At 72.8% G+C, this 26,040-nt stretch carries 23 protein-coding genes and 1 tRNA gene; 17 read left to right on the top strand and 7 right to left on the bottom strand.

Features of this window, described 5'->3' with window-relative positions:
• The first annotated feature begins 82 nt into the window (after window positions 1–82).
• Genes ACNAW0_RS17000 through ligD form a run of 3 tightly spaced genes read left to right on the top strand, consistent with a single transcriptional unit; the run spans window position 83 to window position 1,720 of the window.
• Window positions 83–226, top strand: coding sequence for a hypothetical protein (locus ACNAW0_RS17000; RefSeq protein ID WP_416288851.1), 144 nt, complete (start codon window positions 83–85; stop codon window positions 224–226).
• On the top strand, window positions 223–702 hold the full coding sequence (locus ACNAW0_RS16995) for a cupin domain-containing protein (RefSeq protein ID WP_387278709.1): 480 nt from the start codon (window positions 223–225) through the stop codon (window positions 700–702). Before ACNAW0_RS17000 ends, ACNAW0_RS16995 begins: the two co-directional genes overlap by 4 nt.
• A gap of 58 nt (window positions 703–760) precedes the next feature.
• Complete coding sequence (ligD, locus tag ACNAW0_RS16990) at window positions 761–1,720, top strand: non-homologous end-joining DNA ligase (RefSeq protein WP_416288850.1); 960 nt, start codon at window positions 761–763, stop codon at window positions 1,718–1,720.
• Window positions 1,721–1,845: 125 nt separating this feature from the next.
• Here the strand turns inward: ligD and ACNAW0_RS16985 are convergent.
• From ACNAW0_RS16985 to ACNAW0_RS16970, 4 genes are all read right to left on the bottom strand, one after another.
• Window positions 1,846–1,920, bottom strand: a tRNA-Arg gene (locus ACNAW0_RS16985).
• A 77-nt stretch (window positions 1,921–1,997) separates the two neighbouring features.
• Complete coding sequence (locus tag ACNAW0_RS16980) at window positions 1,998–2,693, bottom strand: winged helix-turn-helix domain-containing protein (RefSeq protein ID WP_416288877.1); 696 nt, start codon at window positions 2,691–2,693, stop codon at window positions 1,998–2,000.
• Between the two features lie 185 nt (window positions 2,694–2,878).
• Window positions 2,879–3,544: a DUF305 domain-containing protein gene (locus tag ACNAW0_RS16975; protein WP_416288849.1), complete on the bottom strand. Its 666-nt coding sequence runs from the start codon at window positions 3,542–3,544 to the stop codon at window positions 2,879–2,881.
• A 10-nt stretch (window positions 3,545–3,554) separates the two neighbouring features.
• Window positions 3,555–4,373: a DUF3105 domain-containing protein gene (locus ACNAW0_RS16970; RefSeq protein ID WP_416288848.1), complete on the bottom strand. Its 819-nt coding sequence runs from the start codon at window positions 4,371–4,373 to the stop codon at window positions 3,555–3,557.
• A gap of 97 nt (window positions 4,374–4,470) precedes the next feature.
• Here ACNAW0_RS16970 and argS point away from each other — a divergent pair, with 97 nt between their 5' ends.
• From argS to ACNAW0_RS16935, 7 genes are all read left to right on the top strand, one after another.
• Window positions 4,471–6,135 carry an arginine--tRNA ligase gene (gene argS / locus ACNAW0_RS16965; protein ID WP_416288847.1) on the top strand — a complete coding sequence of 555 codons (1,665 nt, stop codon included), beginning with the start codon at window positions 4,471–4,473 and terminating at the stop codon, window positions 6,133–6,135.
• 55 nt (window positions 6,136–6,190) lie between these two features.
• A complete protein-coding gene (lysA, locus tag ACNAW0_RS16960) occupies window positions 6,191–7,576 on the top strand; it encodes a diaminopimelate decarboxylase (RefSeq protein WP_416288846.1) in 1,386 nt (461 codons plus the stop codon).
• Complete coding sequence (locus tag ACNAW0_RS16955; protein WP_416288845.1) at window positions 7,573–8,898, top strand: homoserine dehydrogenase; 1,326 nt, start codon at window positions 7,573–7,575, stop codon at window positions 8,896–8,898. Before lysA ends, ACNAW0_RS16955 begins: the two co-directional genes overlap by 4 nt.
• A 116-nt stretch (window positions 8,899–9,014) precedes the next feature.
• Window positions 9,015–10,064, top strand: coding sequence for a threonine synthase (thrC, locus tag ACNAW0_RS16950; protein WP_416288844.1), 1,050 nt, complete (start codon window positions 9,015–9,017; stop codon window positions 10,062–10,064).
• 100 nt (window positions 10,065–10,164) lie between these two features.
• Window positions 10,165–13,419, top strand: a complete 3,255-nt coding sequence (locus tag ACNAW0_RS16945; RefSeq protein ID WP_416288843.1) for an efflux RND transporter permease subunit — start codon at window positions 10,165–10,167, stop codon at window positions 13,417–13,419.
• A gap of 235 nt (window positions 13,420–13,654) precedes the next feature.
• A complete protein-coding gene (locus ACNAW0_RS16940) occupies window positions 13,655–14,464 on the top strand; it encodes a polysaccharide deacetylase family protein (RefSeq protein ID WP_416288842.1) in 810 nt (269 codons plus the stop codon).
• Window positions 14,465–14,485: 21 nt separating this feature from the next.
• Window positions 14,486–15,730, top strand: coding sequence for an MFS transporter (locus ACNAW0_RS16935; RefSeq protein WP_416288841.1), 1,245 nt, complete (start codon window positions 14,486–14,488; stop codon window positions 15,728–15,730).
• Here the strand turns inward: ACNAW0_RS16935 and ACNAW0_RS16930 are convergent.
• Window positions 15,646–16,083, bottom strand: a complete 438-nt coding sequence (locus tag ACNAW0_RS16930) for a hypothetical protein (protein WP_416288840.1) — start codon at window positions 16,081–16,083, stop codon at window positions 15,646–15,648. The genes ACNAW0_RS16935 and ACNAW0_RS16930 overlap by 85 nt on opposite strands.
• A gap of 111 nt (window positions 16,084–16,194) precedes the next feature.
• Between ACNAW0_RS16930 and thrB the strand changes: the two genes are divergently transcribed.
• Both thrB and rho read left to right on the top strand, forming a co-directional pair.
• Window positions 16,195–17,133 carry a homoserine kinase gene (gene thrB, locus ACNAW0_RS16925; RefSeq protein WP_416288876.1) on the top strand — a complete coding sequence of 313 codons (939 nt, stop codon included), beginning with the start codon at window positions 16,195–16,197 and terminating at the stop codon, window positions 17,131–17,133.
• Window positions 17,134–17,427: 294 nt separating this feature from the next.
• Window positions 17,428–19,356, top strand: coding sequence for a transcription termination factor Rho (gene rho, locus ACNAW0_RS16920; RefSeq protein ID WP_416288839.1), 1,929 nt, complete (start codon window positions 17,428–17,430; stop codon window positions 19,354–19,356).
• 140 nt (window positions 19,357–19,496) lie between these two features.
• Here rho and ACNAW0_RS16915 read toward each other — a convergent pair whose 3' ends face one another.
• Window positions 19,497–20,393: an AAA family ATPase gene (locus ACNAW0_RS16915; protein ID WP_416288838.1), complete on the bottom strand. Its 897-nt coding sequence runs from the start codon at window positions 20,391–20,393 to the stop codon at window positions 19,497–19,499.
• Window positions 20,394–20,638: 245 nt separating this feature from the next.
• Here ACNAW0_RS16915 and rpmE point away from each other — a divergent pair, with 245 nt between their 5' ends.
• Together rpmE and prfA are read left to right on the top strand one after the other, a co-directional pair.
• Window positions 20,639–20,863 carry a 50S ribosomal protein L31 gene (gene rpmE / locus ACNAW0_RS16910; RefSeq protein ID WP_416288837.1) on the top strand — a complete coding sequence of 75 codons (225 nt, stop codon included), beginning with the start codon at window positions 20,639–20,641 and terminating at the stop codon, window positions 20,861–20,863.
• Between the two features lie 110 nt (window positions 20,864–20,973).
• A complete protein-coding gene (gene prfA, locus ACNAW0_RS16905; protein ID WP_416288836.1) occupies window positions 20,974–22,062 on the top strand; it encodes a peptide chain release factor 1 in 1,089 nt (362 codons plus the stop codon).
• 23 nt (window positions 22,063–22,085) lie between these two features.
• Here the strand turns inward: prfA and ACNAW0_RS16900 are convergent, their stop codons facing one another.
• Entirely contained in the window at window positions 22,086–23,639 is a 1,554-nt protein-coding gene (locus ACNAW0_RS16900; protein WP_416288835.1) for a GGDEF domain-containing protein, read from the bottom strand.
• Window positions 23,640–23,713: 74 nt separating this feature from the next.
• Between ACNAW0_RS16900 and prmC the strand changes: the two genes are divergently transcribed.
• From prmC to ACNAW0_RS16885, 3 genes are read left to right on the top strand one after another with little or no spacing between them, the layout of a single operon-like run.
• Window positions 23,714–24,661: a peptide chain release factor N(5)-glutamine methyltransferase gene (gene prmC / locus ACNAW0_RS16895; protein ID WP_416288834.1), complete on the top strand. Its 948-nt coding sequence runs from the start codon at window positions 23,714–23,716 to the stop codon at window positions 24,659–24,661.
• Entirely contained in the window at window positions 24,661–25,302 is a 642-nt protein-coding gene (locus ACNAW0_RS16890; RefSeq protein WP_416288875.1) for an L-threonylcarbamoyladenylate synthase, read from the top strand. The genes prmC and ACNAW0_RS16890 overlap by 1 nt, the downstream gene beginning before the upstream one ends.
• The gene (locus ACNAW0_RS16885; RefSeq protein WP_416288833.1) at window positions 25,303–25,914 is read left to right on the top strand and encodes a phosphotyrosine protein phosphatase; all 612 of its coding nucleotides are present in this window, start codon (window positions 25,303–25,305) and stop codon (window positions 25,912–25,914) included.
• The last annotated feature ends 126 nt before the right edge of the window (window positions 25,915–26,040 follow it).

Here is a 26,040-nt window from a genome sequence, read left to right as displayed (position 1 = left end):
CCGACCCGGCCGACATCCGGACCCTGGTGACCGAGGTGGACGCCCCCCGGTCAACGTGCTGGCTCGCCCCGGCGCACCGGCCGTGGCCGAGCTGGCGGGGCTCGGAGTGGCCCGGGTCAGCTTCGGTGAGGGGCTGTACGCAACCGCCTGCGCCCGTACCGTCGAGATGCTCGCCGCGATCCGGGCGGGCGACGAGGTGTTCCCGACCGGAGAGGAGGCACGGTGACCTACCCACCGCCGCGTTACTCAGGAGACCTGGGCGAGCCGACCGCCACCTACCGCCCGGCCGATCAGCCGCCCGAGCTGGTCTACCCCAGCGGCGGCACGGCGCACTACCTGGCCACCGGCGCGTCGACCAACGGGCAGTTCGGGCTCTACCGCTGGGAGATGGGGCCGCAGCCGAGCGGCCCGGATCCGCACTTCCACCGGTCCATCTCGGAGTCCTTCTACATTCTGTCCGGGACGGTCCGCATCTACGACGGCCGGCGGTGGATCGACACGGTGCCCGGCGACTTCGTGCACGTTCCGGAGGGTGGCGTCCACGCGTTCCGCAACGAGTCCGGCGAGCCCGCCTCGATGCTGCTGCACTTCGCCCCCGGCGCGCCCCGGGAGGGCTACTTCGAGGGCCTGCTGGACCTGGCCGGCCGGACCGAGGAGGAGCGGACGGAGTTCTTCCTGCGGCACGACACGTTCTGGGTCTGACTCCCTCGGCGGCCGTGTCGGGGTTGCCGGCACGGCCCCCGCCCGGGAAGGTGAGCGGATGGGTGCCGCTGACGAGACTCGGGACGGGGTGTCGCTGACCAATCTGGACCAGCCGCTGTTCGACGGGGCTGGGGCGACCAAGCGCGACCTGGTCGACTACCTGGACGCCGTCCACGAGCGGATCCTTCCGGAGCTGCGCGACCGGCCGCTCTCGGTGGTCCGGGTGCGACCCGGGCAGGACCCGTTCATGCAGAAGAACCTGCCGAAGTACACCCCGGACTGGGTGCGCCGCACCTCGGTCTGGGCGGAGGCGTCCCGTCGGCGGATCTCGTACGCCCTCTGCGACGACCGGCGGACGCTGCTCTGGTTCGCCAACCAGCGGGCGGTGGAATACCACCCGACGTTGGGCCTCGCGGGCCGGCCAGAGCACCCCACCCACCTGGTGCTCGACCTCGACCCGCCGCCGGGGGACTCGTTCGGCATGGCCGTCCGGGCCGCGCTGCTGGTCCGGCAGGCGCTCGCCGACGCCGGGCTGGCCGGGGCGGTGAAGACCAGCGGCGCCAAGGGCGTGCACGTGATCGTGCCGGTGGCCGCCGAGACCACCGCCGAGGAGGCGGCCGCCGCGACCCGGGCCCTCGCCGCCCACGCCGAGCGGCTCGACCCGGCGCTGGCCACCACCGCCTTCATCGTCGAGGACCGGGGCGGCCGGGTCTTCGTCGACTCGACCCGGGCGTACGGGGCGACGGTGGTGGCGGCGTACAGCCCCCGGGTGCGGCCGGGTACGCCGGTGTCGTACCCGGTGGGCTGGGACGACCTGGCGGTGGTGACGCCCGCCGACTTCACGGTGCGGACCGTGCCGGCGCTGGTCGCCGAGCGGGATCGGTGGGCGGCGGCGTTGCCCGCTCCGCAGCGGCTCCCGGCCGACCTGGTCGCCGAGGGGCGGACTATCCCGGTGGCCCGGGTGCAGGCCATGCACGAGGGCAAGCGCCGCGCGAAGGCCCGCCGCGAGGCCGGTTGACGAATCCGGCACAGCGACAGGACCACGCGGGCGGCGTTGCCGCTCGGAACATCGTTAGGGTGCCGTTGACAAAGGCCGCTGACCGGGTCTGCCTTGGTCAGCGGCCTTTGCGTGCTGCTTATCGATGGTGCCCCCGGCAGGATTCGAACCTGCGCCCCCGCCTCCGGAGGGCGGTGCTCTATCCCCTGAGCTACGGGGGCTCAGCGACCCGAGAAGAGTAGCAAACCCGTCTCCGGATCACCCAATCGGCACCGCCCGCTCGCTGATCTTCGCGTGCTCAGGCGGCGGCCATGGCGCGGCCGCAGCTGGGGAGCGGATGCAGGACGATGCGCTGGGGGAGGCGGCGCGGCCACTCGTTGCGGGGCCACGAGCCGTCGATGATCAGGTGCACCGTACGCTCCTCGGCGCCGCTGAGCCGAAGCACGAAGTCGCGGGGGAGCGGCGGGTCGACCGAGGGCGTGGTGATCATGAAACGCACCCGGCCCCGGGACGAGACCGCGGAGATCACGTCGGCTGCGGGCATGGTGCCGCGCAGGCGTACGCGGCCGATCCAGTAGACCTCCGCGGCGTGCTCCTGGGCGGCCCGGGTGATCGACGGGTACTCGCTGCGTACCCAGTGCTCGACCGCGCCCACGCACAGCCCGCAGGCCCGTTCCCGGGGCTCCCGCGGACCCAACCCCCAGGCCCGCAGGTACGCCCCGACCGTGCCGGCGTCCATCGTCAGGCCGAACCGGCGCTGGATGAGGACGGTCAGGCTCTGTCGCGTCCAGAGCTCCTCGTCCAGGCCGAACTCGTCGGGGTGGACGCCCCGCAGTACGTCGATCAGTTCGAGTTCCTGTTCGCGGCTGAGCGTTCCCGACTCGCCCGGCCGCTGTCCGCGACGGACGGCTGCCACCGCCCCGTCACCGCCGATGGTGTGGCGCCGGCACCAGCTGGTCACCGACCGCCCTGCGTCTCTGAGTGCAACCCCCACGTCCTGCGCAACGAGCCCGAATCGCAACTGGTCACGATATGTGGGGAGAAAAGTCTCCAAGCAGTGCAATGGGTCGGATGGCATCGAAGCGTTATAATCCGGCATAACGGACACGATCCGGCCGGGCATGCGGAAGGGCCCGCGTCGCACGACGCGGGCCCTTCCGAAGCAGGTGCTACGGCGGCTCAGCCGCCCAGGCGCTTGAGTGCGGCCTGGAGGTTGGCCAGGTCGTTCTGCTGGGTGTTCTTCATGGTCTGCGCGACCGCCAGCACGTCCTTGTCATGCCCTTCGGCGAGGACCCCCTCGATCATGTGGATCCCGCCGAGGTGGTGCTGGATCATCAGCCGGAGGAAGAGCACGTCGAACTCGCGCCCCTTTGCCTCCCGCAGCTTCTTCATCTCCTCCGGCGTGGCCATCCCCGGCATCAGGCCGTTCTTGACCAGGCCCGCGCCGTCCGACATCCAGGCCATCGGCGGCTGGTCGCCGGTCGGGTCCAGCTTCCACAGCCGCAGCCAGGTCTGCATGGTGCCGATCTCGCCCTGCTGCCCGGTGGCGATGTCGCCGCCGATCTGGCGTACCTCCAGGTCCTGGCCCTGCTGGAAGGCCATCATCCCCATCTCCACCGCCTGGGCGTGGTGGGTGGTCATGTCCCGGGCGAAGCCGGCCTCCACCGAGTGGTCCCCGGGGCGGGTGAAGGTCGGGGTGAGCAGGCCGCCCGCGTACCCGAGGAGGAGGCCGACCACGACGGCGGCGGCCAGGGCGAGGGCGCCGAAGCGACGCGTGGCCCCCCGGTCGCCGTCGGCGGCCGGTACCTCGTCGAGTTCGGTGTCCGTCGTCACGGCGCCGGTCATCGCGGCGTCCTCACTGGGTCGGCTGCTCGGGCATCTGGTTGCCAAGTTCGCGCGGCGTGGTGCCGGTGGCCGTGACGCCCTGGCCGCAGTTGGCGTTCGGGCCCTCGACGGAGGCGTTCACCCGCAGCGTCTTGATGAACTCGTCGATCCGGCTGTCGTCGGCGTTGTCGACCTTGAGCTGGAAGCCCCAGGCCTGCAGCGAGATCGGCTTGTCCAGCCCCTCGAACGGGCTGAGCATCAGCTTCTCCTGGCCCTGCACCTTGGCCTTGAGCTTCGCCACCTGGTCGGCCGGCAGGTCCGGGCGGTAGGTGATCCAGACGGTGCCGTGCTCCAGGCTGTGCACCGCGTGCTCGTTGGCGATCGGGGCGTCGTAGACGTCGCCCATGCAGTTCTGCCAGGCGTCGTTGTGCGGGCCGGCCACCGGCGGGAGGATGTCGTACTTGATCGGGCCCTGCTGGTGCTTGCCGCCGGTGACCAGGTCCTTGTCCTTCTTGCGGTAGTCGACCACGCCCTTGATCGAGTCGGCCCGCTTCTGCCACGGCTGGGAGCCCTGGTACACCGCCCACGCGCCGATGCCGATGATGCCGACGGCCACCACGCCAACCGCGACGAAGAGCGCGATCGGACCCCACGAGCGTTCCTGGCTCACCTTCACCGGCGCGAGCGGCTTGCGGCCCTTGCCGCCGGCGCTCGGCCGCGGGGTGCCCTTGCCGGCCCCCGCCTTGTCGCCGGCGGGCTTGTCGGCGGCGGGCTTGCCGGCCGCCGGCTTCTTACCGGTGCTGACCACGGTCGGGCGGCGCTCCGGGCCGCCCGGGGTGCTGATGCTCATCGTGCCTCGTCAGGTCGGTCGGTCAAGGGCGCCGCGGGCCGATTCACATGCTGGTCGCCGCCGCGGTGCCAGAGTCTACCCCCGATAACATGGATCGGTGACTCCCGCAGAACTCGCCGAGGTCGTCCTCTCCGCCGCCCATGCCGTCTTCGAAGACCGGGGCCTGGATCGCTCCGCGCTGCCCGCGCAGACCACCGTCGAGCGACCCCGTAACCCCGAGCACGGCGACTACGCCTCGACGCTGGCGCTGCAGCTGAGCAAGAAGGTGGGCGTACCCCCGCGAGAGCTGGCCGCCGCCCTGGCCGACCAGCTCGGGCGGGCACCGGGGATCAAGTCGGTGGAGATCGCCGGCCCGGGTTTCCTGAACATCCGGCTCGACGCGGCCGCCGCCGGCCAGCTCGCCAAGGTCATCGTCGAGGCCGGTCCGGAGTACGGCCGCAGCGACACCCTCGCCAGCCAAAAGATCAACCTGGAGTTCGTCTCGGCGAACCCGACCGGACCGGTGCACATCGGTGGGGTCCGTTGGGCCGCCGTCGGCGACGCGCTCAGCCGGCTGCTCCGCGCCACCGGCGCCGAGGTCGGCACCGAGTACTACTTCAACGACGCCGGCTCGCAGATCGACCGGTTCGCCCGCTCGCTGCTCGCCGCGTCCCGGGGCGAGCCGGCGCCCGAGGACGGCTACGGCGGCGCGTACATCGCGGAGATCGCGACCGAGGTGGTCAAGCGCCGGCCGGAGGTGCGGGAGCTGGCCGACGCCGCCGCCCAGGAGGCGTTCCGGGTCGAGGGCGTCGAGCTGATGTTCGCCGAGATCAAGTCGTCGCTGCGCGACTTCGGCGTCGAGTTCGACACCTACTTCAACGAGAAGGACCTGCACGACCGCGGCGAGCTGGACCAGGCGCTGGCCCGGCTGCGCGAGCAGGGGCACGTCTACGACTCCGAGGGCGCGACCTGGCTGCGTACCACCGACTTCGGTGACGACAAGGACCGGGTGCTGCGCAAGTCCAACGGCGAGTGGACCTACTTCGCCGCCGACTGCGCCTACTACCTCGACAAGCGCGAGCGCGGCTTCGAGCGCGTGGTGATCATGTTGGGCGCCGACCACCACGGCTACATCGGCCGGATGAAGGCCATGGCCGCCTGCTTCGGCGACGACCCGGACACCAACCTGGAGATCCTCATCGGCCAGTTGGTCAACCTGGTCCGCGACGGCGCCCCGGTGCGGATGAGCAAGCGGGCCGGCACCGTGGTCACCCTGGAGGACCTGGTCGACGCGATCGGCGTGGACGCTTCCCGCTACGCGCTGGCCCGCTACTCCAGCGACTCGCCGATCGACATCGACGTGGAGCTGTGGACCCGGGCCACCCGCGACAACCCGGTCTACTACGTGCAGTACGTCGCCGCCCGGACGGCCAGCGTCGGGCGCAACGCCGCCGACGTGGGGCTGATCCGGGGCGATGCCGCCGGCTTCCACGCCGAGCTGCTCTCCCACGAGAAGGAGAACGAGCTGCTCAAGGCGCTCGCCGAGTTCCCCGCCGTGGTGTCCTCGGCGGCCGAGCTGCGCGGGCCGCACCTGGTCGCCCGCTACCTAGAGCGGCTGGCCGGGGCGTACCACCGGTTCTACGACAACTGCCGGATCCTGCCGCGCGGCGACGAGGAGGTCGCCGACCTGCACCGGGCCCGGCTCTGGCTCAACGACGCGACCCGGGTGGTCATCGCCAACGGCCTGCACCTGCTCGGCGTCTCCGCCCCGGAGCGGATGTAATGCGAGCGCGAGGAGTGAGCTTGCGAGCCCCGCAGTCGCGAAGCGGAGAGCGCTGATGCGCGCGCACGAGGCCGGTGCCCTGCACGGCGAGATCGGCAACCGTGAGCCGGCCTGGCTGCGTACCCCGGTCGACGTCAACGCCCTGGTGCCGCAGCTCTGGCCCCGCAACGTGGTGCGGGCCGAGAGCGGCGCGCTGGAGGTCGCCGGCCTGGACGTCCGCGACCTGGCCGCCGAGTTCGGCACCCCGGTGTACGTGCTGGACGAGAACGACCTGCGCTCCCGCTGCCAGGAGTTCCGGGCCGCCTACCCGGACGCCGACGTGTACTACGCCGGCAAGGCGTTCCTCTGCCGCGCCGTGGTCCGGACGATCGCCGAGGAGGGCCTGTTCCTCGACGTCTGCACCGGCGGCGAGCTGGCCACCGCGCTGTCGGCCGGGATGCCGCCGGAGCGGATCGGCTTCCACGGCAACAACAAGTCGGTGGCCGAGCTGACCCGGGCGGTCGACGCCGGGGTGGGCCGGATCATCGTCGACTCGTTCGCCGAGATCGACCGGCTCACCGCGCTCGCCCGCGAACGCGGGGTACGCCCCCGGGTGCTGGTCCGGGTCACCGTCGGCGTGGAGGCGCACACCCACGAGTTCATCGCCACCGCGCACGAGGACCAGAAGTTCGGCTTCTCCCTGGCCGGCGGGGCGGCCGCGGCGGCGGCCTTCAAGATCCTCGACGAGGGCGTGCTGGAGCTGCGCGGACTGCACTCGCACATCGGCTCGCAGATCTTCGACGCCAGCGGCTTCGAGGTCTCCGCCCGCCGGGTGCTGAGCCTGCAGGCGCAGATCCGCGACGCCCGCGGGGTGGAGCTGCCCGAGCTGGACCTGGGCGGCGGTTTCGGCATCGCGTACACCACCCAGGACGACCCGGCCGCGCCGCACGAGCTGGCCAAGCGACTGCGCAAGATCGTCGACGGGGAATGCGCCGCGGAGAACCTGGCCGTGCCGCACCTGTCCATCGAGCCGGGGCGGGCGATCGTCGGACCGGCCGTGTTCACCCTCTACGAGATCGGCACCGTGAAGGACGTCGACGGAATTCGGACGTACGTGAGCGTGGACGGCGGGATGAGCGACAACATCCGCACCGCGCTCTACGACGCGACCTACTCGGCGACGATGGCCAACCGGGCCTCGACGGCGGAGCCGCTGCTCGCCCGCGTGGTGGGAAAACACTGTGAGTCCGGGGACATCGTGGTGAAGGATGAATTCCTGCCCGCTGACGTGCAGCCCGGAGATCTTGTCGCGGTGCCCGGCACCGGGGCGTACTGCCGGAGCATGGCCAGCAACTACAACCACGTCCCACGGCCCCCGGTCGTCGCCGTAAGTGACGGTCGGGCCCGGCTGATCGTCCGCCGGGAGACCGAAGCGGACCTGCTCGCATTGGATGTCGGATGACCTCACCCGTTCGCTTGGCGCTGCTCGGCTGCGGCACGGTCGGCAGCGACGTGGTGCGGCTGCTGCACGAGCAGTCGGTCGACCTCGCCGCCCGGATCGGTGCCCCGCTCGAGATCGCCGGGATCGCCGTACGCCGGCTCAACCGGGACCGCGGCGACCTGCCGGTCGACCCGGCCCTGTTCACCACCGACCCGCTCGGGCTGATCAAGCGGGACGACGTGGACGTGGTGGTGGAGGTGGTCGGCGGCATCGAGCCGGCCCGCACCTGGCTGGTCGAGGCGCTGCGCGCCGGCAAGAGCGTGGTCACCGCCAACAAGGCGCTGCTCGCCGAGGACGGCGCCACGCTGCACGCCGCCGCCGCCGAGGGCGACGCCGACCTCTACTACGAGGCGAGCGTCGCCGGGGCCATCCCGCTGCTGCGCCCGCTGCGCGAGTCGCTGCACGGAGATCGGATCAACCGGGTCACCGGCATCGTCAACGGCACCACCAACTTCATCCTCTCCGCGATGGACGCCACCGGCGCCGGCTTCGCCGAGGCCCTCGACGAGGCCACCGAGCTGGGGTACGCCGAGGCCGACCCGACGGCCGACGTGGAGGGCTTCGACGCCGCCGCCAAGGCCGCCATCCTCGCCTCCCTGGCGTTCCACACCCGGGTCACCGCGGCCGACGTGCACCGCGAGGGCATCACCGAGGTGACCGCCGCCGACGTGGCCAGCGCCAAGGCGATGGGCTGCACAATCAAGCTGCTCTGCATCGCCGCCCGGGGTACGGACGCGGCGGGCCGGGAGTCGGTCAGCGTCCGCGTGCACCCGGCGATGATCCCGCGGATCCACCCCCTGGCCAGCGTCGGCGGCGCGTTCAACGCGGTCTTCGTCGAGGCCGAGGCGGCCGGGCAGCTCATGTTCTACGGCCGGGGCGCGGGTGGCGCGCCGACTGCCAGCGCGGTGCTCGGCGACGTGGTGGCGGTGGCCCGCAACCGCCTGGCCGGGATGCACACGGCCAGCGAGTCGGCGTACGCGGACCTGTCGGTGCGGCCGATGGGGGAGGCGCTCACCCGATACCACATCAGCCTCGACGTGGCCGACCGGCCGGGTGTGCTGGAGTCGGTGGCCGGCGTCTTCGCCCGGCACGAGGTCTCCATCGCCACCGTGCGGCAGGGCCCGGCGAACGGCGGCCCGGCCGGCGGGGGCGCGGACGCCGAACTGGTCATCGTCACCCACGTGGCGCCGGACGCCGCGCTCGCGGCCACCGTCCGGGAGCTGCGCGGGCTGGCGATCGTCCGCTCGGTGACCAGCGTGCTGCGAGTCGAGGGCGAGGCGTAGCGTCGGCGTCTCGCCTGGTGGTTTGTGGCGGACGTGCCGGCGGCCGGTCCGGAAGGCTGGCCCACGCTGGTAAGGGCCCTGACATGAGGCGGGGCGGTCAAGGCTAGGAGGGCGACATGTGGCGGGGCCTGATCGAGACGTACCGGGACCGGCTGCCGGTCACCGACGCGACCCCGGTCATCACGCTGCACGAGGGGAACACCCCGCTGCTGCCGGCGCCGGTGCTCTCCGCCCGGATCGGCGCCGACGTGTGGCTGAAGGTGGAAGGGGCCAACCCGACCGGCTCGTTCAAGGACCGGGGCATGACGGTCGCCGTCTCCAAGGCCGTCGAGGCCGGTGACAAGGCGATCATCTGCGCCTCCACCGGCAACACCAGCGCCTCCGCCGCGGCGTACGCGGCCCGCGCCGGGATCACCTGCGCGGTGCTGGTGCCGCAGGGCAAGATCGCGCTGGGCAAGCTGGCCCAGGCCCTGGTGCACGGCGCCAGGCTGCTCCAGGTGCAGGGCAACTTCGACGACTGCCTGGCGCTCGCCGGCAAGCTCGCCCAGGACTATCCGGTCGCCCTGGTCAACTCGGTGAACATCGACCGGCTGCACGGCCAGAAGACCGCCGCCTTCGAGATCGTCGAGGCGCTCGGCGACGCCCCCGACATCCACTGCCTGCCGGTCGGCAACGCCGGCAACATCTCCGCCTACTGGATGGGCTACTCCGAGGACCTGCGCGCGGGCCGGGCCACGAGGGCCCCGAAGATGTACGGCTTCCAGGCTGCCGGCGCGGCTCCCCTGGTCACCGGGCGAGTGGTGCCGGAGCCGTCCACCATCGCCACCGCCATCCGGATCGGCAACCCGGCGAGCTGGACCAAGGCGATCGACGCCCGGGACTCCTCGGGCGGTCTGATCGCGGCGGTCAGCGACCGGGAGATCCTGACGGCGTACCGGCTGCTGGCCCGCGAGGTGGGCGTCTTCGTCGAGCTGGGCAGTGCGGCCAGCGTGGCCGGCCTGCTCCAGCAGGCCGCCGCCGGCCGGGTGCCGGCCGGGTCCACCGTGGTCTGCACGGTCACCGGCCACGGCCTCAAGGACCCCGAGTGGGCCATCAGCACGGCTCCCGCCCCGGTGACCATCGCCAACGACCCCCACGCCGCCGCCCGCTCCCTAGACCTGGCCTAACCCCCCCCGGGCGCACGCGGGGGTGGGTGCGGGGGTGGGGGAGCGGGTGGTGGAGACTTTGTGGACACCGTCGACCCCACTCCAGGAGTGAGCCACCCCGATGTCGCTGCTCGCCAGATTCAGCCTCGCCAACCGGGGGCTGGTCGCCCTCATCGCGCTGGTGACCACGGCGTTCGGGGCGTACGCCGTGCCGTCGCTGAAGCAGCAGCTCCTGCCGTCGCTGGAGCTCCCCGCGGCGTTCATCGTGGCGGCCTATCCGGGTGCCGCGCCGGAGATCGTCGAGTCCCAGGTCACGGAGCCGATCGAGAACAGCCTCCAGGGCATCCCGGGGCTGGAGAAGGTCACCTCCACCTCTCGCGAGGGCTCCACCACCGTCCAGGTGCGGTACGCGTTCGGCACCAACCTGGACGACGTGGTCAGCAAGATGCAGACCGCGTTGAACCGCATCGACGGGCAGCTCCCCGAGGGGGTGGACCCGCAGGTCATCGCTGGCAGCACCGACGACCTGCCCGCCGTGGTGGTGGCCGCGGCCGGCGGCGACGACGAGCAGGCCCTGGCGGAGAAGCTGCGCCGCACCGTCGTACCCGAGCTGGCGGGCCTGGACGGGGTCCGGACGGTCGCGGTGACCGGCGCCCGCGACCAGGTCGTGCTGATCACCCCCGATCCCGCGAAGCTGGCCGCGGCCCGGCTGGCCCCCACCGCGATCGCCCAGGCGCTCAAGACCAACGGCGTCGTGGTGCCGGCGGGCGCGGTGGCCGACGGCAGCCGGTCGCTCCCGGTGCAGGTCGGCACCCCGATCCGGACCGTGGCCGAGCTGCGCGGCATAGTGCTCTCCACCGCCCCCGCCGCTCCGGTACGCCTCGGTGACGTGGCCCAGGTGAAGCAGCAGCTCGGCCCGGCGACCGGGTTCACCCGGACCAACGGCAAGCCCAGCCTGGGCATCGCCGTCACTGCCACCCCGGACGGCAACGCGGTCCGCATCTCGCACGACATCCGGGACCGGCTCGACGCGCTGCAGGCCGCTTCCGGCGCCGAGCTGACCGTGGTCTTCGATCAGGCTCCGTTCGTCGAGCGCTCCATCGAGAGCCTGACCACCGAGGGCCTGCTCGGCCTGCTGATGGCGGTCGTGGTGATCCTGGTCTTCCTGCTCTCGATCCGTTCCACCGTGGTCACCGCGGTCTCCATTCCGCTGTCGGTGCTGGTCGCGCTGATCGTGCTCTGGGCCGGCGGCCACTCGCTCAACCTGCTCACCCTCGGTGCGTTGACCATCGCCGTCGGCCGGGTCGTCGACGACTCCATCGTGGTGCTCGAGAACATCAAGCGGCACCTGGAGTACGGCGAGCCGAAGCGCCCCGCCATCCTCGGCGCGGTCCGCGAGGTGGCCGGTGCGGTGACCGCCTCAACGCTCACCACGGTCGCCGTCTTCGCGCCGATCGCGCTGGTGGGCGGCTTCGTCGGGCAGCTCTTCGCGCCGTTCGCGATTACCGTGACGGTGGCCCTGCTCGCCTCGCTGCTGGTGTCGCTGACCGTGATCCCGGTGCTCTCGTACTGGTTCCTCGAGCCGCGCCGCGGTGGCGCGGACGAGGCCGGAGTCCGGCGTGCCGCCGAGGAGCGGGAGCTGCGCAGCCGGTTGCAGCGGACGTACCTGCCGGTCATCGACTTCGCGACCCGGTCCCGGGGCACCCGCTGGGCCACCGTGGGGCTGGGCCTGCTGGTGCTGCTCGGCACGTTCGGCCTGGCGCAGAAGCTGGAGACCAACTTCCTGGACGACTCGGGCCAGGACACCCTGACCATCCGCCAGGAGCTGCCGGCGGGCACCGGGCTGGCCGGCACCGACCGGGCCGCCGCCCGGATCGAGGAGGTGCTCCGGCGTACCCCGGGGGTAAAGACCTACCAGGTCACCACCGGCGGTGGCAGCATGCCGTGGGCGCGCGGCGGCGCCGGCAACACCGCCACCTTCTCGGTCGCGCTCGGCGACGACAGCGACGCCGCGACGGTGCGGCGGACGCTGCGCGAGAGGTTCGACGCCCTCGGGGCGGAGGTGGGCGAGCTGAGCTTCGGCGCCGGGCGGAACGGCGGCTCCACCAACCAGCTCGAGGTGGTCGTGCAGGCCGCCGACCCCGACACGCTGACCCGGGCCGCCGAGGCCGCCCGAAAAGCGGTGGCCGGTACGCCGGGCGTCGAGGACGTCGCCACCAGCCTCGCCACCCGGGTGCCCCGGGTCGAGGTGACCGTGGACCGGGTCGCCGCGGCCCGGGCCGGGCTCACCGAGGTGGCCGTCGGGCAGCTCGTCGCGCAGGCGTACCGGGGGACCCCGTTGGGGCAGGTCACCCTGGACGGCACGCCGCAGGACGTGGTGCTCGGCACCGGGGTCCGGCCCCCGCTGACTGTGAACGCGCTGCGGGCGCTGCCGGTGGGCCGGGGCAAGCTGGGCGACATCGCCGATGTCAAGCAGGTCGAGGGCCCGCAGCAGGTGACCCGGATCGACGGCGAGCGCAGCGTCTCGGTCACCGGTACGGTCACCGGCTCCGACCTTGGCACCACCACGAAGGAGCTGCAGAACCGGCTGGACGCGCTGGACGTGTCGGGCGCGACGTTCACCGTCGGCGGTGTCAGCGCCGACCAGAAGGACGCCTTCGCCGACCTGATGCTGGCCGTGCTGGCCGCGATCGCGATCGTCTTCCTGATCATGGTCGCCACGTTCCGCAGCCTGACCCAGGCGTTGATCCTGCTGGTCTCCGTCCCGTTCGCGGCCACCGGCGCGATCGTGCTGCTGCTGGCCACCGGGATGCCGTTGGGCGTGCCGGCGCTGATCGGCGTGCTCATGCTGGTCGGCATCGTGGTGACGAACGCGATCGTGCTGCTCGACCTGATCAACCAGTACCGGGCACAGGGGATGGGCGTCGCCGAGGCGGTGGTCGAGGGCGGCCGGCGGCGGCTGCGGCCGATCCTGATGACCGCGGTCGCCACCGTGTTCGCCCTGCTGCCGATGGCGTTCGGGCTCACCGGTGAGGGCGGCTTCATCTCCCGGCCGCTGGCCATCGTGGTGATCGGCGGCCTGATCAGCTCGACGCTGCTGACGCTGATCCTGGTGCCGACCCTCTACACGATGGTGGAGCACGCCAAGGAGACGCTGCGCGAGCGCCGGGGCCGCCGCCCGGGCACACCGGAACCGGTCGCATCGCCGGCCCCGGCCCCGATTCCGGTGGCCGTCGGCGGCGGCGCGTCTGCGGCCGGGGCCGCCGCGCGCCCGGTCCGGCCGGCCCCGTCGGGCGCGCTCCTCGACGGTACGGACCAGTTCGAGGTGCTCCGCCTGCCGAAGACCCGCCATTCCCCCCTCCCACCCACCGACTAACCCGCCCCGGCCCGCGCCCCGCCCACCGTGCGGGCACCCGGGTCCGGCGGATTCCCGGGAAGAGTGGCCGTTCCATCCGGGATGGCCACTCTTTCGGGAAATCTGGCCCCGCCCGACCGATGGCGGAGGGGCAGTACGCCCGAGGTCGGGGCGGTACCGTGATCGGGTCGGCACTCACTGTAGGTGTCGGGGGCGCCCCGTTCGCGGGGCGGCCGGGCGGCGTGGGAGCGGGGCCATGGCGGACGGCATGCGGGGGTGGAACCGGCGGGCGGTGCTGCGCCGTACCGCCCTGCTGGCCGGGGGCGTCGCGCTGGGCGCCGTCGGCACCGTGCAGACCACCTGGATCGCCGACCGCCGGCTGCCGATCGCCGGCGGGCCGGCCAGCGCCACGCTGGGCGCCCGCCACCAGGAGGTGGGTGCCGGCACGGTCGAGGCCATCTGGGGCGTAAACACCAGCGAACGCCTGCTCGCGCTCACCTTCGACGACGGGCCGCTGCCAAAGTGGACGCCGATGGTGCTGGACACCCTGGAGAAGTACGACGTCCCGGCCACCTTCTTCATGGTCGGCGTCCGGGCCCGGCAGAACGCCGCGCTCGTCCGCGGCCGGCTGGGCCGGCACGAGGTGGGCAATCACAGCTGGGCACACCACGACCTGGCCCGGATGGACGCCAACACAGCGTACGACGACCTGCGGCGCAGCCACGACGCGATCACGGAGGCCACCGGGGTGGAGCCCCACCTGCTCCGCCCGCCGTGGGGGCATCTGGGCGGGGCGGTGCTGCACGCCGTGGCCCGGTTGGACTACCGGCTGGTGCTCTGGACGCTGCAGATGGTCGAGGGCGAGTTCCCGCGAGATCCGGTCGGCCACGCCCGGCGGATCGTCGCCGACGTCCAGCCCGGCACCATCCTGCTCGGCCACGACGTCGGCACCGAGCAGCGACTGGTCGCGCTCCGCGGTCTGCCTGACATGATCACCGGGCTGCGTGGCCGCGGCTACACCTTCGTGACCGTCTCCCAACTGCTACGCCACGCCACCGTAGGGTGACCGGCCCGGTAGGGTTCCGGCGTGTCGCCCACCCTCTCGGTCGTCGTCCGCAACCGCGACTTCCGCAATCTCTTCCTCGCCGAGCTGGTGGTGTTCGGCGCGGACTGGTTCGTCATGGTGCCGCTGCTGGTGCTCCTGCCGGAGCTGACCGGCAGCGGCGTGTGGGGCGCGCTGGTGCTCGCCGTGGACACCGGCACGACGGCGCTGCTGCTGCCGTACACCGGCACCATCGCCGACCGTTTCGACCGGCGGAAGATCATGATGGCGGCGAACCTGGCCGCGCTGGCCGGCGTCCTGCTGTTGCTCGGGGTGCGGAGCGCCGGTACGGCCTGGCTCGCCCTGGTGTCGATCGGGGCCGTGGCGGTGGCGAAGGCGTTCTACTCGCCGGCGGCCCAGGCCGCCCTGCCCAACGTGGTCGATCCGGCGGACCTGGCCGCCGGCAACGCGGTCGCCGGCTCCGCCTGGGGCACGATGAGCGTCGTCGGCGCCTCGCTCGGTGGCATGCTGAGCTCCGCCGCCGGCCCGTACGTCAGCTTCTGGGTGGCGGCGGGCAGCCTGACCGTGGCCGCCGGCCTGGCCGCGCGGATCCGCCGGCCCTTGCAGGCACCCCGCGACCCGGCGGTGGCGGCTCCGCGCACCTGGCCGGCGATCCACGAGGCGCTGCGCTACATCGCGCACCGGCCGCGGGTGCTGGCGCTGGTCACCGTGAAGTCGGCGGTCGGCCTCGGCAACGGCGTGCTCACCGTCTTCCCGCTGCTCGCCGGGGTGTACGGGGCCGGCTCGGTCGGCACCGGCCTGCTCTTCGCCTTCCGGGGTGCGGGCGCCCTGGTCGGCCCGATCCTGATGCGGCGGGTGCTCACCAACCGGGCCTGGCTGCTCACCGGCCTGGCCCTGTCCATGTCCCTCTACGGCCTCGCCTACGTCGGCGCGTCGATGGTCGACTGGTTCCCGCTGGTGCTGGTGCTGGTCCTCCTGGCCCATCTCGGCGGTGGCAGCAACTGGGTGCTGTCCAACTACGCCCTCCAGGGCGAGGTGCCGGACCGGTTGCGGGGCCGGGTGTTCGCCACCGACATGATGCTGGCGACCCTGGCCATCTCGGCCAGCCAACTCGTCGTGGCGCTGGTGGTGGACCAGGTGAGCGAGCGGACGGTGCTGGCCGGTTGCGGCCTGGTCACCGTGCTTTACGCGCTGGGCTGGCGGCTTGCCACGCGGCGGCTCTCGCTCACCGACCCGGCGGAGGAGCCGGAGCCCAGCCACGCCTCCTGACACCCCGGGTCACTCGCGGACCGCCGCCCGGCGAGGACCGCGCCGATCAGCAGCCCGAACCCGAGCGGGTAGCCGACGGAGATCAATCCGTCGAAGAGCAGGGCGAGCATGCTGATCCGCTGGTAGCCGCCCTCGCGGATCCAGTCGGAGGTCGGCAGGTTGATGGAGATGAGACTCCAGGCCAGTGCGGCCAGTGCGACCACCAGCAGTACGACGACGCCGGCCCTCAGGAGGACCCGGGCGGATCGGGGCAACCGATCGCGGCGCACCGTGGCCAACACCAGGCCGATCACCAGCACCACGATGCTGGGCAGCTTCACGGCGACGGACAGGATCGCAGAAAGGGTGTCCATGTTGCCTCCGTGTGCCGCTGGTCTGGGGCAGGCTAGCAGAGATGATCACTTCCCACGGTCCGGGCGAATCGGCGAGCGGTCGGGCCCGGGCCCTAGCATGAGCCGGTGCCGATGACTCTCGCCTCCGGCCCAGTGCGGGTCCGGGTGCCCGCGACCAGCGCGAACCTTGGCCCGGGTTTCGACGCGCTCGGGTTGGCCCTGGGGCTGTATGACGACGTGGCGGCCGAGGTGACCGCCGGGGGCGTCCAGGTGACGGTGACCGGGGAGGGTGCCGGGGAACTGCCGGACGACGACCGGCACCTGGTGGTACACGCCATGCGGGCCACCTTCGACGTGCTTGGTGCGCAGCCGCCTGGGTTGGCCCTGGAATGCGTCAACCGGATTCCGCAGGCCCGGGGTCTTGGTTCCTCCTCGGCGGCCATCGTTGCCGGCGTGCTGCTGGCCCGCGCCCTCGCCGACGACGGCGCGACGATGCTGGACGACACCGGCGCGCTCCGGCTGGCCGCCGAGATCGAGGGCCACCCGGACAACGTCGCACCCTGCCTGCTCGGTGGCTTCACGGTCGCCTGGACGGAGCCCGCCGGGGCCCGCGCGGTCTCCCTGGCGGTCGCGGAGGCCGTCCGCCCGACCCTCTTCGTGCCCGGCGAGCGGGGCCTGACCGCCACCGCTCGGGCCGCGCTGCCCGCCACCGTGCCACACGCCGACGCGGCGTTGACCGCCGGTCGGGCGGCGCTGCTGGTGCACGCGCTGACCACCGATCCGGCGCTCCTGCTGCCGGCCACCGTCGACCGGCTGCACCAGGACTACCGGGCCGAGGGAATGCCGGGGACGGCAGCCCTGGTCGGTGCGCTGCGTGAGGCGGGTGTGGCGGCCGTGGTCAGTGGGGCGGGCCCGAGTGTGTTGGCGTTGACCGAGGTGCCTGCGGGCTTCGTTGCGGGAACAGATTGGCAGTGCTGGGAGTTGCCGATAGAAGTCAGCGGTGCCCGGGTCAACCGGGGTAGACTTGGACACGCCGAGCGGGACCCTGTTGCCGCAGGTCGGAAGAGTTGATTACGCTCTAGACTCAGCACAGCCGCGAAGCATGCGATCTTCCTGCGGGGCGGCGCACCCCCGAAGCTCTCGGCGGTCAGCCCGTCACCCCTGCCAAAGGCCCACGCCGCACCGCAGTTTCCGCAGGTCGCCGCAGACGGCGAGACCTGCTCACCGAAACCGGTGAGTCGGGAAACCGACCGGCTGCTGTGTTACAGACTCCCGCGACGCGTCCATGCGAGGCGGGTGCACCGAGGCCGCCCGGCCACCTGGTTTTGACTCCGGGCAGTCCGGCCTATCGAGGGAAGGAATCCATTGAGCGACACCACCGACGTGACGTCGGATGTTTCCAACGTCGCTGGCGATGCCACCACCGCCGCCCCCACTCGCCGTCGCCGCAGCGGTACCGGCCTCTCGGCGATGCTGCTGCCAGAGCTCCAGAGCCTGGCCGCGTCGCTCGGCATCTCGGGCACGGCTCGCATGCGTAAGGGCGAGCTGATCAGCGCGATCACCGAGCGGCAGGGCGGCGCCGCCGCCGGGACCCCTCGACCACGAGCCGAGGTCGCGGCCACGGCCACGCCCGCCCGGGAAGAGGTGCACGCCGAGGTACGCGAGGAGCGGGCCGAGACCGAGCGCCGGCGGTCCGCCGAGCCGGCGCCGGCTGCCGAGCCGACCGAGGGTCGTACGCGGAGCCGGCGCGGCCGGGCCGCCGCTGCGACCGAGGCCAGGCCGGCCGAGACGCGGACCGAGGAAGCCCCCGCCGAGACCGGCGAGCGGGCCGAGCGCGGCGAGGGCCGGGGTCGGGAGCGCGGCGAGCGGGCCGAGCGTGGCGCTGAGCGCGGTGGCGAGCGAGCTGAGCGCGGCGAACGTGGCGAGCGGGCCGAGCGTGGGGAGCGCGGCGAACGTGGCGAGCGCGGCGAACGTGGCGAACGTGGCGACCGCGGCGACCGCAACGACCGCGGCCAGCGCGCCGAGCGCGACCATGACGGGGACGAGGACGGCGAGGGCGGCGGCCGGCGCGGCCGGCGCAGCCGGTTCCGGGACCGCCGGCGTGGCCGCGGCGAGCGGGCCGAGGGCGGCGAGGGCGGTCGCGAGCCGCAGGTCGGCGAGGACGAGGTGCTCGTGCCGGTCGCCGGCATCATCGACGTGCTCGACAACTACGCCTTCGTCCGGACCACCGGTTACCTGGCCGGCCCGAACGACGTGTACGTCTCGATGTCCCAGATCAAGAAGTACGGCCTGCGCCGCGGTGACGCGATCACCGGCGCCGTGCGGGCCGCCCGCGAGGGCGAGCAGCGGCGCGACAAGTACAACCCGCTGGTCCGGCTCGACACCATCAACGGGATGGAGCCGGAGGAGGCGAGGCGCCGGCCGGAGTTCTACAAGCTCACCCCGCTGTACCCGCAGGAGCGGCTGCGGCTGGAGACCGAGCCGCACATCCTGACCACCCGGGTGATCGACCTGGTGATGCCGATCGGCAAGGGCCAGCGGGCGCTGATCGTCTCGCCGCCGAAGGCGGGCAAGACGATGGTGCTGCAGGCGATCGCGAACGCGATCACCCGCAACAACCCGGAGTGCCACCTGATGGTGGTGCTGGTCGACGAGCGGCCGGAAGAGGTCACCGACATGCAGCGGTCGGTGAAGGGCGAGGTCATCGCGGCCACGTTCGACCGTCCGCCGCAGGACCACACCACGGTGGCGGAGCTGGCGATCGAGCGGGCGAAGCGCCTGGTCGAGCTGGGGCACGACGTGGTCGTGCTGCTCGACTCGGTGACCCGGCTCGGTCGGTCGTACAACCTGGCGGCTCCGGCCAGCGGCCGGATCATGTCGGGTGGTATCGACTCCACCGCGCTCTACCCGCCGAAGCGGTTCCTGGGTGCGGCACGGAACATCGAGAACGGTGGCTCCCTGACCATCCTCGCCACCGCGCTGGTGGAGACCGGGTCGATGGCGGACACGGTCATCTTCGAGGAGTTCAAGGGCACCGGTAACGCGGAGCTGAAGCTGGACCGGAAGATCGCCGACAAGCGGGTCTTCCCGGCGATCGACATCAACCCCTCCGGTACGCGTAAGGAGGAGGTCCTGCTCGCGCCGGAGGAGTTGGCGATCGTCCACAAGCTCCGGAAGGTGCTGCACTCGCTGGACTCGCAGGCGGCGCTCGACCTCCTGCTGGACCGGCTCAAGCAGTCCCGCACGAACATCGAGTTCCTGATGCAGATCGCGAAGTCCACGCCGGGCGAGTGACCCGGTAGGGGCGACGCGGGCGAGGGGCACGACCGTCGGGTCGTGCCCCTCGTCGCGTATCGGGTGCGTCCATATCGTGCGGAGGCGCCCGCCGTCTGAGTTCCACGAGGACCCCTGGTTGAAGGGGCCCTGCTCGCACGTCAGAAGTCGCCCTCGGCGACCTGGAAGACGGTGAGGCCGAGGGAGCGCCACATGCGGACCACCTGCTGCCGGTCGTCGAAGACGCCGACCACCCGGTAGTGGTCCCGGATCTCCCGTTCGTAGATCTCCTGCTTGACCACGGCATCCTTGCGTTGGTCGCCGACCGCCCGCAGGTGCAGCGCCAGGTAGGGCACCTTGACGTGCCGGTCCAGCCATGCCTCGGTGGCCGGCCGCGCCGTCGCGTCCCGGCCGGAGCAGAAGACCACCCCGTGCCCGGCCGCGTGCATCGCCCGCACCGCCGCGATCACCGCCTCGTTCGGCACGTCCTCCCCGACCCGGGTCATGTCGTACGGGCTGCGGGAGACGTTCAGCGCCACCGTGCCGTCGATGTCGACCAGCACGATCGCCGGCGGCTCCGGGTGGGGCGGGTGGACCCGGGCCGGGGTGCCGGTGCGGGCGATCGGAACCGGCAGCGGTAGCGGCCGGTTGGCCAGGTAGCGCTCGTGGAGCCGGCGGATCGCGGCCTCGCCGACCTGGTCCACCTCGGGGCGGGCTGCGTCCCGGCGCAGGCACTCCTCCAGCGGCACGTCGGTGAAGTCGTGCACCTCGAACGCGGCGCCGAACCGCTCGGCCAACTCGGCCCAGTCGCGCAAGGTGCGGGAGCGCAGGTTGGTGTCGTCCACGCAGACGCTGACCCTGGCCGCCAGCAGCGCCTCCACCTGCGCCCGCTGCACCTTGGTGACCTGACCCTCGGCCCACTGCGTGAAGAGCCGCTCGCCGTGCATCATCCGGCGCAGGTCGTCCCGGTTGACCCGGACCACCCCGGGCTGGAGCCGGCGGGCGAAGGTGGTCTTGCCGGACGCGGGCAGCCCACGGGTCGCGATCAGGCAGAACATCCCGTACCTCCCGTTCGTCCCGGCCGTACCGGTAGACGAATGCCCGCGAGCCGCGCGGGAATGCGTACGCCGGCGGTGAGCGTTGCGCCTGCCGGACCAGCTGTGCGGCCCACTCGCCGGGTCGGCGGACGGCCATGGCACACTGGTCAATCGGCCACCGGTTCCGGTTCACGCCCGAGCCCGTCGCGGTACGACGGGGAGCACGACGGCGACCCGGCGACCACCGACGAAAGGACCGAGGCGACATGAAGCCCAACATCCACCCGGAGTACGTGACCACCGAGGTCCGCTGCTCCTGCGGCAACACCTTCAGCACCCGCAGCACCGCCAAGGGCGGTCAGATCAGCGTCGAGACCTGCAGCGCCTGCCACCCGTTCTACACCGGCAAGCAGCGCGTCCTCGACACCGCCGGTCGGGTCGCGAAGTTCCAGCAGAAGTACGCCAAGGTTCAGGCCAAGAAGGCCAAGTAGCTGCTCCGGCGACGCCCGTGTCCGGCCTCGTGCCGGGCGCGGGCGTTCGTCCGTTTCCGCCCTGCTTATTCCCGTCCCTGTCCGGTCGTCGCCGAAGGAGCATCCGCAGCATGAGCAGTGAGCGCCTGGCCGGCCTCCTCGACGAGTACGCCGAGCTGGAGAAGCGGCTGGCCGACCCCGCGATCCACGCCGACCAGGGCACCGCCCGGCGGGTCGGCCGGCGCTACGCGGAACTGGTCCCGCTGCACAAGGCCGCCGGCGAGTTGGAGCAGGCCCAGGCCGACCTTGCCGCCGCCCGCGAGCTGGCCGCCGAGGATCCGGCCTTCGCCGCCGAGGCCGAGGCGATCGCCGCGTCCCTGCCGGCGCTCGAGGAGAAGCTGGCGGAGTTGCTGATCCCGCGCGACCCGCACGACGCCAAGGACGTCATCGTCGAGATCAAGGCCGGCGAGGGCGGCGAGGAGTCGGCGCTCTTCGCCGGTGACCTGCTGCGGATGTACACCCGGTACGCCGAGCGGCACGGCTGGGTCACCGAGGTGATCGACTCGCAGGAGTCCGACCTCGGCGGGGTCAAGGACGTCTCCCTGGCGATCAAGACCAAGGGCATGCCCGAGGGCGGCAACGGTGTCTGGTCCCGGCTCAAGTGGGAGGGCGGCGTGCACCGGGTGCAGCGCGTCCCGGTCACCGAGTCGCAGGGCCGGATCCACACCAGCGCGGCCGGCGTGCTGGTGCTGCCGGAGGCCGAGGACGTCGACGTCACCATCGACCCGAACGAGCTGCGGATCGACGTGTTCCGCTCGTCCGGGCCCGGCGGGCAGTCGGTCAACACCACCGACTCGGCGGTCCGGATCACCCACCTGCCGACCGGGATCGTGGTCTCCTGCCAGAACGAGAAGTCGCAGCTCCAGAACCGGGAGCAGGCCATGCGCATCCTGCGCGCCCGGCTGCTCGCCGTGGCCCAGGAGCAGGCCGACGCGGCCGCCTCGGACGCCCGCAAGGCGCAGGTCCGCACCGTGGACCGGTCGGAGCGGATCCGCACGTACAACTTCCCGCAGAACCGGATCACCGACCACCGGATCGGCTACACCGCGTACAACCTGGACCTGGCCCTCGCCGGTGAGCTGGACGGGGTCCTGGGCGCGCTCGCCGAGGCCGACCGCGCGGCCCGCCTGGCCGGCGGGACGGAACTGTCCCGCCGCTGACCCACGCGGGCGAGATGCGGGGATCAGGAGGCGCGGAGGCGGTCCTTGGCGCGCAGCATCTCCCGGTCGGCGAGCTCGAACGCGTTGCCCAGCGCCTCCCGGATGCTCACCCCGGAGCCGCCGCTGACCTCGGCGAAGCCGATGCTCACGCCGACCGGGGTGCCGGGGACCAGCGTCTCCCAGTCCTCGGTGCGGACGGCGGCCTGGATCCGGCGGGCCACCTCGACCGCCTCGGCCATGCCCGTCTCGGGCAGCACCACGACGAACTCGTCCCCGCCGTACCGGGCCACGAAGTCGCCGCGGCGCATCACCCGGTTGATCAGCCCGGCGATCCGCTGCAGCACCAGGTCGCCGGAGTGGTGGCCGTGCCGGGTGTTCACCGCCTTGAAGCCGTCCAGGTCGCAGACGCCGATCACCACCCGCCCGCCCCGGGACACCACCGCGCCGATGTAGCGCTCCAGCCGCCGCCGGTTGGGCAGCCCGGTCAGCGGATCGGTGAGCGCCTCGCCCTCGTACCGGGCCGCCTCGCGGCGCACCTCCTCGTGGTCGATCCGCGCGGCGATGCCCTCGATGTAGACGTCTCGCAGCCGGTCGTTGCGCTGCGCGGCCAGCCGGAACGCGTACCGGTCGGCGCGGTGCGCGGCGGCATGGTCACCGGCCCGGGCCAGCGCGATGCTGCGCAGCCGGGGCTGCTCGGCCGCGCCCAGCGTCTCGACGGAGACCCGGGCGGTGTCCAGCCGGGCCACCGCCTCGATCGGTCGGCCGTCGGCGATGGCCAGGCAGACCTGGCCGAGCTGGCGCATGTCCCTTGCGCGGGCGCTGTCGCCGCCGTGCTCGAGCAGTCGCTCGGGATCGGCGTCGCCGTCGGACTCCACGCGGTCGCCCAGGGCGGCCCGTCGGGCGGCGGCGTACCCGTACGCGGCCAGGCTGCTCGGCCGGATGTTGCCGGCCCGCCCGCTGCGCAGGAAGCGGGTGAAGTCCCCGGCCACGTCGCGCAGCACCCGCAGGCAGCCGTCGCTGTCGCCGGTGTGGTCCAGGGCCACGGCGTTGCGCAGCCGGATGCCCGGCGCGGCGAAGGTCTCCTCGGAGATGCCGGCGGCGAGCCCCACCTGGCGGGCACGCTCGATCGCCCCCAGGGCATGGCCGTGGAAGCTGAGGTACGAGTAGGCCATCGCCAGGTCGTGCCAGCCCCAGGCGGTGTCCCGGTCCGGGTCGTCGTCGGCGGTCAGCCAGCGGGCGGCCTTGACCAGGTGGGTGACGCAGCGGTCCAGCGCCCCCTGATGGTGCGCGGCGAGCGCCGCCAGGGCGTTGAGGTGCCCGTGCAGGTACGGCTCGGCCAGGTCCCGGACCGCGGCGGAGGACTCCTCGATGGCCCGGGTGTATTCGGCCGTCCGGCCGAGGTTGATCACCGCGCAGAGGCGCTGGACCTGCGCGTCCGCGCGGGTATGGGGATCGTTCGTGGTGCGGATGACCCGGTCGAGCAGGGTGACCGCCTCCGCCGAGTTGCTTGCCTCCTGCAACGCCCGGGCGCGCTGGAGGGCGTCAACCTGGTCGTCGACCCGGTCGAGCCAGCCCACTCGGACCTCCCTGTCCCTGTGCGTCCGGGCGCACCCGCTCGTGAGAGCGGCGCCCGACGCTTCATGATTATGTCGTGTCCTCCCTCCCGCAACACCCGTCCAAAGGGACAGAACGCGAGCTCCCCTCGCTGGCGGTCGCCCGGGCGGCGCAGGCCCTGGCAGCGGCCGGGCTCGAGGCGCCGCGCGCGGAGGCCGAGCAGCTCGCCGCGTACGTGCTGGACGTGCCCCGTGGCCGGCTGGCGCTGGCCGACGGCTTCACCCCGGATCAGCGCGACCGCTTGGCCGCGCTGGTGGCTCGGCGGGCGGCCCGCGAGCCCCTCCAGCACCTCACCGGCGTCGCCGGCTTCCGGCACCTGGAGCTGGCGGTCGGCCCCGGGGTGTTCGTGCCCCGTCCGGAGACCGAGCTGCTCGCCGGCTGGGGCGTCGAGCAGGGACGGCGGCGGGGATCCCCGCTGGTCGTGGACCTGTGCAGCGGCTCCGGCGCGATCGCCTTGGCGGTGGCCCAGGAGCTGCCCGGCGCCCGGGTGGTGGCGGTGGAACGCTCCCCGGCCGCGCTGGTCTGGCTGCACCGCAACGCGGCGGACCGGGCCGCGGCGGGGGACACCCCGGTCGAGGTGGTGGCGGCCGACGTCACCGACCCACGGCTCCTCGCCGGCCTGGTCGGCCGGGTCGACGTGCTGCTCTGCAACCCGCCGTACGTGCCGCGGTCGGTGGTGGTGTCGCCGGACGTGGCCGGGCACGACCCGGACGAGGCGGTCTTCGGCGGCGCGGACGGGCTGGACGTCATCCGGCCGGTGGTCGCCCGGGCGGCCGAGTTGCTCCGGCCCGGTGGCGTGCTCGGCGTCGAGCACGACGACACCCACGGGGCGGCGGTGCCCGCACTGCTCGCCGCCGATGGCCGGTACGAGCGGGTCGAGGAGCACCGGGACCTGGTCGGTCGACCTCGTTTCGCCACCGCGTCCCGCCGGGTGGACGGCCAGCACGCCGGGCCCGACGCGGCGTGGCAGACTGGCTCCTCGTGATGCTCTACGACTGTCGGTCGCTCGAAGACCGGGACCGCGGCATCGCCGCTGCGATCGAGGCGATCAAGAACGGGGAGCTCGTCGTCCTGCCGACCGACACGGTCTACGGCATCGGCGCCGACGCCTTCACCCCGTACGCGGTGAAGGCCCTCGCGGACGCGAAGGGCTCGCAGCAGGCGCCCCCGGTGCTGATCGGGTCCCGGCACACCCTTGACGGCCTGGTCTTCTCGCTGCCCCGCGCGGCCCGCGACCTGGTCGAGGCGTTCTGGCCGGGCGCGTTGACCATCGTGCTGGAGCACTCGCCGAGCCTCGCGTGGGACCTGGGCGACACCAGCGGCACGGTGGCGGTGCGGATGCCCCTGCACCCGGTGGCGTTGGAGGTGCTGCGGGAGACCGGCCCCATGGCGGTGGCCTCGGCCAACAAGATCGGGCAGCCGGCCGCGCTCACCGCCGAGGAGGCCCGCGACCAGCTCGGCTACGGCGTCCGCGCCTACCTGGAGGCCGGCCCGGCCGTGGACCCGGTGCCCAGCACGATTGTCGACCTCACCGGCGACGTGCCCCGCCTGCTGCGGCAGGGCGCCGTTTCGATGGAGAAGCTACGCGACGTGGTGCCGGACATCCTCGACGAGCGGGGAGTCTGAGTGCCGCCGTTCACCGTGCTGCACGTGTGCATGGGCAACATCTGCCGCTCGCCGATGGCCGAGCGACTGCTGGTGCTCGCCGTCGGGGAGCGGCTGCGCCGCCTCGGCGTCGATACTGCCGGCGTGGATGAGCTGGTGCACAGCCACAGCGCGGGCACCGGCGGCTGGCACGCCGGCGAGGGGATGAACCCGCCCGCTGCCCGGCAGATCACCTCGCGTGGCGGTGACGTGGTGGGCTTCGCCGCCCGCAAGCTCCGCTCCGACCTCATCGACGCGGCCGATCTGGTCCTCACCGCCACCGTCGACCAGCAGGAGTACGTGGTGGCGCTGCGGCCGGACGCCGCCGCCCGCACGTTCGTGCTCGGCGAGTTCGGCCGGCTGCTGGGCGGGGTGGACCGGTCCGGCCTGCCCCCGGTCGAGGTCACCCCGGCGGCGGTGTACGCCCGGGGCGTGGCCCTGGTGGCCGCCGTGGACGCGGCCCGGCAGGGCGCTGCCGCGCTGTCCACCGACGATCTCGACGATCCGTGGGGCCGGGGCGACCAGTGCTTCACCCGGGTGGCCGACGAGATCGAGGAGACGGTGCACCCGCTGGCCGCCACGCTGCTGTCCTGAGTCACGCTGCTGTCCGTGAATCACGGGATGGCCCGCTCGTTGGGGGTTCTGTCCGACTTCATCCTTCCTCGCGAAATTCCTGCGTGTTTTGGGGAAGGTGGTGGCAAACCTACCGATTCCGGTCAT

This window comes from Micromonospora sp. SL1-18 (assembly GCF_047921505.1).
GTDB lineage: Bacteria > Actinomycetota > Actinomycetes > Mycobacteriales > Micromonosporaceae > Micromonospora.
This window is presented reverse-complemented; position numbering and strand designations above follow the sequence as displayed.

Excerpts from the sequence above, each read along its gene's own strand:
- thrB (WP_416288876.1), top strand. The coding sequence starts at position 16,195 with ATGACTCTCGCCTCCGGCCCAGTGCGGGTCCGGGTGCCCGCGACCAGC.
- prfA (WP_416288836.1), top strand. The coding sequence starts at position 20,974 with ATGAGCAGTGAGCGCCTGGCCGGCCTCCTCGACGAGTACGCCGAGCTG.
- thrC (WP_416288844.1), top strand. The coding sequence starts at position 9,015 with ATGTGGCGGGGCCTGATCGAGACGTACCGGGACCGGCTGCCGGTCACC.
- lysA (WP_416288846.1), top strand. The coding sequence starts at position 6,191 with ATGCGCGCGCACGAGGCCGGTGCCCTGCACGGCGAGATCGGCAACCGT.
- ACNAW0_RS16955 (WP_416288845.1), top strand. The coding sequence starts at position 7,573 with ATGACCTCACCCGTTCGCTTGGCGCTGCTCGGCTGCGGCACGGTCGGC.
- ACNAW0_RS16945 (WP_416288843.1), top strand. The coding sequence starts at position 10,165 with ATGTCGCTGCTCGCCAGATTCAGCCTCGCCAACCGGGGGCTGGTCGCC.
- ACNAW0_RS16970 (WP_416288848.1), bottom strand. The coding sequence starts at position 4,373 with ATGAGCATCAGCACCCCGGGCGGCCCGGAGCGCCGCCCGACCGTGGTC.
- ACNAW0_RS16940 (WP_416288842.1), top strand. The coding sequence starts at position 13,655 with ATGGCGGACGGCATGCGGGGGTGGAACCGGCGGGCGGTGCTGCGCCGT.
- ligD (WP_416288850.1), top strand. The coding sequence starts at position 761 with ATGGGTGCCGCTGACGAGACTCGGGACGGGGTGTCGCTGACCAATCTG.
- rpmE (WP_416288837.1), top strand. The coding sequence starts at position 20,639 with ATGAAGCCCAACATCCACCCGGAGTACGTGACCACCGAGGTCCGCTGC.
- ACNAW0_RS16930 (WP_416288840.1), bottom strand. The coding sequence starts at position 16,083 with ATGGACACCCTTTCTGCGATCCTGTCCGTCGCCGTGAAGCTGCCCAGC.
- ACNAW0_RS16915 (WP_416288838.1), bottom strand. The coding sequence starts at position 20,393 with ATGTTCTGCCTGATCGCGACCCGTGGGCTGCCCGCGTCCGGCAAGACC.
- ACNAW0_RS16890 (WP_416288875.1), top strand. The coding sequence starts at position 24,661 with ATGCTCTACGACTGTCGGTCGCTCGAAGACCGGGACCGCGGCATCGCC.
- ACNAW0_RS16975 (WP_416288849.1), bottom strand. The coding sequence starts at position 3,544 with ATGACCGGCGCCGTGACGACGGACACCGAACTCGACGAGGTACCGGCC.